Origin of the sequence: Craterilacuibacter sp. (assembly GCF_051659485.1) — a bacterium.
Lineage (GTDB): Bacteria > Pseudomonadota > Gammaproteobacteria > Burkholderiales > Chromobacteriaceae > Craterilacuibacter.
In genome coordinates this window covers 1-7,933 of record NZ_JBOFOO010000355.1, presented here as the reverse complement: position 1 = coordinate 7,933, position 7,933 = coordinate 1, and the positions used below count along the sequence as shown (strand labels likewise).

The following is a 7,933-nucleotide window of genomic DNA, read 5'->3' as shown; positions in this document are numbered from 1 at the left end:
GGTGCGCCAGTATCCGAACACGGCGCGGGCGCTGATTGCCGCCTTGCTGGATGCCTCGCGTTATATCGATGACCCGAAAAACCATGCCGCAGTTGCCAAACTGATTGCCCAGAAAGGGTATGTCAATGCACCGGAGGTGGTCATTGCCGGCCGCTTTAGTGGCGCTTACGAAGACGGTTTGGGGCGCAAATGGCAAGACGCCAAGGCCATGAAATTCTTTGATGGCGGCAAGGTCAATTTTCCATACCTGTCCGACGGCATGTGGTTCCTCACCCAGCACAAGCGCTGGGGCATCCTCAAGACCGACCCCGACTATCTGGCTGTGGCCCGGCAGATCAACCAGCTTGCGCTATACCGGCAGGCTGCAGCACTGGCCCGCGTTGCCGTGCCATCGACAGACATGCGCAGCAGTCGCCTGATTGATGGCGTGCTGTGGGATGGCAAGAATCCGGCGGCCTATGCCGCTTCCTTCAAGATCAAGGCCTGAGTTGTACGGCCGCATCCCTGCCATCAATCCGGAGAAAATCATGACGGCCATGAAAACCATCACCGGCGGACACCCAGCCGGCGGCATGCGCAAATTGCCGCAGCGCAAGCAAGTCGCGCTACCCAGCCTGCTCGAACCCTTGCGCCGCCCCTTGGCTGCTTTTATTCGCGTACTGGTGCCACCCTTGCTGGGCATCCTGCTGTTTCTATTGCTATGGGTGGCGCTGGCGCAAGCTAGCGGCGGCAGCTTGCCGGGGCCTGCCAGTACCTGGGCCGCAGCGCGCGAACTGTTTGCCGACCCGTTTTATCGTAACGGCCCCAACGACCAGGGCATAGGCTGGAACATCCTGATGTCGCTGGGGCGGGTGGGTATCGGCTTTGGCCTTGCTGCGCTGGTCGGCATTCCGGCCGGTTTTATCATCGGGCGCTTTGGTTTTATGGCGCGCATGAGCGCACCCATCATCAGCTTGCTGCGGCCTGTCTCGCCGCTGGCGTGGCTGCCTATCGGCTTGCTGGTATTCAAATCAGCCGATCCGGCCTCGATCTGGGTGATCTTTATTTCCAGCATCTGGCCATTGATCCTGAATACGGCCGCCGGTGTGCGTGCCGTGCCGCAAGACTATCTGAATGTCGCGCGGGTGCTGCGCCTGTCGGAGTGGAAAATTTTTACGGTGATCCTGCTGCCGGCCGCCTTGCCGGCGATGCTGACCGGTGTCCGCTTGGCAATAGGGGTGGCGTGGCTAGTGATTGTGGCGGCCGAAATGCTGACAGGCGGGGTCGGGCTGGGTTTCTGGGTATGGGATGAGTGGAACAACCTGAATGTAGAGCACATCCTGATTGCCATCTTTGTGGTGGGCGTGGTCGGGCTGGTGCTGGAACAAATACTGGTATGGCTGGCACAAAAAGCCAGCTTCGGACAGGAGGTGTGAAATGGAACACTGCATCGCGCTAGACCAGATCGGCATGACTTTTGATACCGGCAAAGGAACGTTTATCGCCCTCAAGGATGTCAAGCTGGTGATCGCCAAAGGCGAATTCGTTTCACTGATCGGCCACTCCGGCTGCGGCAAGTCTACCGTGCTGAATATTATTGCCGGCTTGCTGCAGCCCACGGCGGGTATTGCCATTGCCAATGGTCGCGAAATCGCAGGCCCGGGCCCCGATCGGGCGGTGGTATTCCAGAATCACAGCCTGCTGCCGTGGCTCACTTGCTTTGGCAATGTGCATCTGGCGGTGGAGCGCGTATTCGGAAAAGACGAAAGCAAGCCGCAGCTTCATGCGCGCACTGAGGCGGCGCTGGCCATGGTGGGGTTGACGCATGCCCGCGACAAGCATCCGGGCGAGATTTCCGGCGGCATGAAGCAAAGGGTAGGCATCGCGCGGGCGCTGGCGATGGAGCCCAAAGTCCTGCTATTGGACGAACCCTTCGGTGCGCTGGATGCCTTGACGCGGGCCAATTTGCAGGACGAACTGATCCGCATCGTGGCTCGCACCGCGTCGACGGTGGTCATGGTGACGCACGATGTAGATGAGGCCGTACTGTTGTCTGACCGTATCGTAATGATGAGCAACGGCCCGGCCGCCACCGTGGGTGAAATACTGGAGGTGAATTTAGCCAGGCCGCGAGAGCGTCTGGCACTGGCGGCTGACCCCGGCTACCACGCCTGTCGGGCACAGGTACTGGCCTTTTTGTATCAGAAACATACGCAAGCCTGCGCGGCATAATCGTCGCCATGCATTTTGGGCATGGCAATTGCTAGCCTGAAGGCAGGGGGGTATATGCTGAAAGTACTGCTGATTAATGATGGTTCGGGGCGCACCGGCTTGCTCACGCAGGCGCTGGAGCAGGCTGGTGTGTCCGTGGTGGGGCAAATATCGCCCTGCATGGGCATGGATGCGGTGATCGCCGGCATGAAGCCGGATCTGGTGCTGATCGACTCCGATGCGCCTTCGCGCGACACGCTGGAAGCCGTCTGCGTCGCCAGCATGGAAAGCTTGCGTCCGGTGGTGATGTTTACCGACGATCAACGGCGCGACACCATACGTCTTGCCCTGCAAGCCGGGGTGGCCGCGTATGTGGTAGGCAAGGTGGAGCCGACGCGCATTGCCGGTCTGCTGGAGGTGGCCATCGAACGTTTTTCCATCGAGCAGGCGCGGCGTGAAGAACTGAGCGTGACCAAGAGCAAGCTTGCCGACCGGCAATGGTTGGACAAAGCCAAGGGCTTGCTGATGCAGCTCAAGGGCCTGAATGAAGAAGAGGCCTACGGCTTGCTGCGGGCGCGCGCCATGCAAAGCCAGCGCCGTATTGGCGAGGTGGCGCGCGAGATGGTCGAAGTAGCCGGCTGGATGGGGACGTAAAGGGTTTGCCTTGTTTTGGTGCTGCTATGCACCAAAAAATAGCCGGCAAAGGATAGCACCGGTGTTTATGCGGCTGTCCGTCTTTTAAAAAGTTGGCACAGTGCTTGCGATACCCGTTAGAGAAATACGATAGCCGGATTCGCCAATGGCGGTGATGACGGCCAAGGACAATGAGGTCCGTCGGTACAGGAACATCCTGTGTCGACGGGCCTTTTTTGCTGTTGAATGCGGCAAGACGCCAAAGGAGTAAACGATGAGCAAGCCCAAGCTTGTCATGGTAGGTAACGGCATGGCCGGTGTGCGTACACTGGAAGAATTGCTGAAACTGGCCCCTGATTACTACGACATCACTGTTTTCGGTGCCGAGCCCTGGGGGAATTACAACCGTATCCTGCTGTCTCCGGTCCTCTCGGGCGAGCAGGCGTTTGCAGACATCATGCTCAATGATGAAGCCTGGTATGCCGAACACGGTATTACCCTGCACCTGAATAAAACCATCACCGGCCTGGATCGCGCCAAACGCAGGGTCACGGCCGCGGATGGTACTTGCGCTTCCTATGACCGGCTATTGCTGGCCACCGGCTCCAATCCTTTTATCCTGCCGGTGCCGGGTAAGGATTTGCTCGGCGTCGTCAGCTATCGCGACAATCATGACGTGAATGCCATGCTGGCTGCCGCCAGCACCAAAAAGCACGCGGTGGTGATAGGCGGAGGCCTGCTGGGACTGGAGGCCGCCAATGGTCTGGCGGCACGCGGCATGAATGTAACGGTGGTGCATCTGTCGGAATGGCTGCTGGAGCGCCAACTGGATCAGGCGGCTGCCCGCTTGCTGCAAAAGAGCCTGGAAGCGCGCGGGCTGGCCTTCTTGCTGGAAAAGCAGACCGAAGCCTTGCTGGGCAATGAAGCGGGAGAAGTGCGTGCCATCCGCTTCAAGGATGGCCATGAAGTACCGGCCGATCTGGTGGTGATGGCGGTAGGCATACGCCCCAATACGCAGCTCGCCGAGGCCTCGGGCCTGTATTGCCATCGCGGGCTGGTGGTGAACGACACCATGCAGACCTTTGATCCGCGCGTTTATGCCGTGGGTGAATGCGTCAGCCATCGCGGCATTGCCTATGGCCTGGTTGCGCCGCTATTCGAACAGGCCCGTGTCGCCGCCAACCATCTGGCGGGTCTCGGGATTGCCCGTTATCAGGGCAGTGTCACATCGACCAAACTCAAGGTCACCGGTATCGACCTCTTTTCCGCCGGCGATTTTATGGGCGATGACAGTACGGAGGCCATTACGCTGGCCGATCCGGTGGGGGGGCTGTACAAAAAATTGGTACTTAAAGGTGATCGTCTGGTCGGTGCATGCCTGTATGGCGATACGGCCGACGGTGCGTGGTATTTCCGTCTGATACGCGAAGGCAAGCCGGTTCACGAGATACGCGACCAGCTGATGTTTGGCGAGTCGTCCATCGGCGACGTGGGCCATGCCGGTGAAAGCCGGATCGCCGGCATGCCAGACAGTGCCGAAGTCTGCGGCTGCAACGGGGTGTGCAAGGGCACTATTGTCAAGGCCATCCGCGAACAAGGCCTGTTCAGCGTGGACGAGATCAAGAAGCAGACCAAGGCGGCCAGCTCCTGCGGCTCGTGTACCGGTCTGGTCGAGCAGATTCTGGTGAACTGTGTCGGTGGAGCGGCCGATGTCACCCCTAAAGGGGAAAAGGCGATCTGCGCCTGTAGCGAGCATAACCATGCGTTTGTGCGCACCGCCATTCGCGAGCAGCACCTGACCTCCATCAGCAGCGTGATGACGGCCCTCAATTGGCGCAATGAGGACGGCTGCGCGACGTGCCGTCCGGCACTCAACTACTACCTGATTTCAAGCTGGCCAGGCGAAGCCCGGGACGATGCGCAGTCTCGGTTGGTGAATGAGCGGGTACACGCCAACATCCAGAAAGACGGCACTTATTCGGTGATTCCGCGCATGTGGGGTGGGGTCACCAATTCATCCGAGCTCAGGCGTATTGCCGATGTGGCCGACAAGTATCAGGTACCGATGGTGAAAGTGACCGGTGGCCAGCGTATCGACCTCTTGGGCATCAAAAAAGAAGACTTGCCCAAGGTATGGGAAGAACTGGCCATGCCTTCCGGTCACGCCTACGGCAAGAGTCTGCGTACGGTAAAAACCTGTGTCGGCAGCGAGTTTTGCCGCTTTGGCACCCAAAACTCGACCCAGATGGGGATAGATCTGGAAAAAGACCTGTTCGGGATGTGGAGTCCGGCCAAGGTCAAGCTGGCCGTCTCCGGTTGCCCGCGCAACTGCTCGGAAGCCGGGATCAAGGATGTAGGCATCATTGCCGTCGATTCGGGCTGGGAAATCTATGTGGGGGGTAATGGCGGCATCAAGACCGAAGTCGCCCAGTTCCTGGTCAAGGTAAAAACGCCGGGCGAAGTGCTGGAAATGTGCGGTGCTGTCTTGCAGTTGTACCGCGAACAGGCTTTTTATCTGGAACGAACCGTACATTATTTGCACAGGGTGGGGCTGGAGCTCATCAGGCAGCGCGTGGTCGAGGATGCTGCCGGGCGAGCCGAACTCTATGCCAGGCTGCGCTTCGCACTCTCGTTCGAACAGGATCCGTGGCAGGAACGCATCAGGGATGGCGCCTTGCGTCGCGAATTCGAGCCTTTGGCGCTGTAAGTGCTCTCACACGCAGGTCGGTAAACCGCAAACAAGGAGAAAGACATGGCTGACTGGATAGCGGTATGTGCGCTGGCGGACATACCCGCGCAAGGCTCGCGCATTATCAAACACCGCGCGGCGGAGGATATCGCCGTATTTCGTACCCGGGGCGATGAGGTATTTGCGCTCTTTGACCGCTGTCCGCACAAGGGCGGTCCCTTGTCGCAAGGGCTTGTTCACGGCAAGACCGTCACCTGTCCGCTGCACAACTGGGTCATCGCACTGGATAGTGGTGAGGCGCAAGCGCCGGACATAGGCTGCGCCCACCATATTCCGGCACGGCTGGAAGCTGGTGTGGTGTATCTGGCGTTAGCCGGCTGAAGCGCAGGTTAGCCATCAGGGGGCAAAGCTATGGACAAGACTGTTTCATCGGTGTGCTGTTATTGCGGCACCGGTTGCGGGGTAAAGGTCACGACGCGTGGTGATCAGCTTATCGCCGTGATGGGCGATAAAGCGCATCCGGCCAATTTCGGGCGTTTGTGCAGCAAGGGGCAGATGCTGGCGCAAACGGTACGCCGCGATGAAGCGCGGGTGTTGTCGGCATCCATCCGTACACAGCGCGGGCTTGCCTTGCAGCCCGTCGCGCGTGCACTGGCATTCGATACGGTCGCAAGCCGGCTGGCCGCTATCGTCGACGAGCACGGGCCGGATGCGCTGGGGTTTTATCTGTCCGGCCAACTGCTGACCGAGGATTATGCCGTTTTTAATAAGCTCGCCCGGGCGCTGGTCGGCACCAATAATATCGACACCAATTCGCGGCTGTGCATGTCAAGCGCGGTCGCCGGCTACAAGATGACGCTGGGGGCCGATGCACCACCGGCCTGCTACGAGGATCTGGAATCAGCCGATTGCGTGCTGATTGCCGGCTCGAATATGGCCTATGCGCATCCAGTCTTGTTTCGCCGGCTGGAGGATGCGAAAGCCAAGAATCCGGCACTGAAAATCATCGTCATCGATCCGCGCCGCACCGATACGGCGAACTTTGCCGATTTGCATCTGGCTATTCACCCCGGTTCGGATGTGGCGCTGTTTCATGCCATGCTGAATGTGCTGGTGTGGGACGGACTGATTGACCACGACTATATTGCGGCGCATACCGAAGGTTTTGCTGCTCTCAAGCAGCGTATTCATGAATTTACCCCCAAGGCCGCGGCCGAAGTCTGCGGCGTGGCCGCCAGCGATATCGTGCAGGCTGCACGCTACTTTGGGCAGGCCGGTGCAGCCCTGTCGCTGTACACCATGGGTTTGAACCAGTCCAGCAGCGGAACAGCGAAAAACGCGGCGCTGATACACCTGCATCTGGCGACCGGCCAGATAGGCCGCGCGGGGGCCGGGCCTTTTTCGCTGACCGGCCAGCCTAATGCCATGGGCGGGCGCGAAGCCGGCGGCATGGCAAGCCTGCTGCCGGGGCACCGTGATCCGGCCAATGCCGCCCATCGCGCTGAAGTTGCCAAGCTATGGGGCGTGGATGCCTTGCCGGCGACGCCGGGTTTGACTGCCGTCGATATGTTCGATGCGCTGCTGGATGGCCGCATCAAGGCGATCTGGATTGCAGCGACCAATCCAGCAGCCAGCTTGCCCGATCAGGCGCGGGTGCGCGCTGCCCTGCAAAAGGCCGAACTGGTGATTGTGTCCGAGGCATTTGCCAGTGCCGATACGCTGGCTTTTGCCGATATTGTGTTGCCGGCGGCTACCTGGCCGGAAAAAGACGGCACCATGACCAATAGCGAGCGCCGCATTGCCCGTGTGCATGCCGCCATTGCCCCGCCCGCGGACGCCATGGGCGACTGGCAGATGGCAAGCGAAGTCGGCCGGCGTCTGGCCTTGCTGATGGCACCGGAAAAAGTGTCCTTGTTTGCCCATCAAAGTGCGGCGCAGATTTTTGCCGAACACGCGGCGACAACCGCCGGGCGCGATCTGGATTACAGCGCCTTGAGTTACGACATACTGGACAACACCGGCCCGCAGCAATGGCCTTATCGCGCGGGACAGGGACAGCTACGCCTGTATCAGGACGGCATCTTTCCTACGCCTTCGGGCAAGGCGCAATTTTTTGACACCGGCTACCAGCCGGTAGCCGAAAGCGTTTCCGCCCATTTCCCGTTTAAATTGACGAGCGGGCGTTTGCGCGATCACTGGCATACCACCGGGCGTACCAGCCTGGTGCCCGGTCTGACGCTTCATGTCGAAGAACCGGCGCTATCCATGCATCCGCATGATATTTCACGCTTGAAGTTAGGGACCGGTGATCTGGTCAGGATCAAATCCAAGCGTGGCGCGCTGGTGTTGCCGCTGGCAATCGATGCGGGTTTGCGCCCAGGCAACGTTTTTTTACCCATGCACTGGGGGCGCAGCTGGATG

6 protein-coding genes and 1 pseudogene are annotated in these 7,933 nt (G+C 59.7%); all 7 read left to right on the top strand.

The annotated features are described in order from the left end of the window. Positions 1–487 (top strand): annotated as a pseudogene (locus ACRC1E_RS12115) (nitrate ABC transporter substrate-binding protein); the annotation flags it as partial. Between the two features lie 40 nt (positions 488–527). Next, positions 528–1,415 (top strand): nitrate ABC transporter permease, encoded by an 888-nt coding sequence (gene ntrB / locus ACRC1E_RS12110; protein ID WP_438515348.1) that lies wholly within the window; start codon positions 528–530, stop codon positions 1,413–1,415. A gap of 1 nt (position 1,416) precedes the next feature. Then, positions 1,417–2,211, top strand: a complete 795-nt coding sequence (locus ACRC1E_RS12105; RefSeq protein ID WP_438515347.1) for an ABC transporter ATP-binding protein — start codon at positions 1,417–1,419, stop codon at positions 2,209–2,211. Between the two features lie 54 nt (positions 2,212–2,265). Continuing rightward, the gene (locus ACRC1E_RS12100) at positions 2,266–2,844 is read left to right on the top strand and encodes an ANTAR domain-containing response regulator (RefSeq protein WP_438515346.1); all 579 of its coding nucleotides are present in this window, start codon (positions 2,266–2,268) and stop codon (positions 2,842–2,844) included. A gap of 253 nt (positions 2,845–3,097) precedes the next feature. Beyond that, positions 3,098–5,530, top strand: a complete 2,433-nt coding sequence (gene nirB, locus ACRC1E_RS12095) for a nitrite reductase large subunit NirB (RefSeq protein ID WP_438515345.1) — start codon at positions 3,098–3,100, stop codon at positions 5,528–5,530. A 45-nt stretch (positions 5,531–5,575) separates the two neighbouring features. After that, on the top strand, positions 5,576–5,893 hold the full coding sequence (nirD, locus tag ACRC1E_RS12090; RefSeq protein ID WP_438515344.1) for a nitrite reductase small subunit NirD: 318 nt from the start codon (positions 5,576–5,578) through the stop codon (positions 5,891–5,893). 30 nt (positions 5,894–5,923) lie between these two features. Then, a partial coding sequence (locus ACRC1E_RS12085) for a molybdopterin oxidoreductase family protein (RefSeq protein ID WP_438515343.1) occupies positions 5,924–7,933 on the top strand: 2,010 nt, incomplete at its 3' end.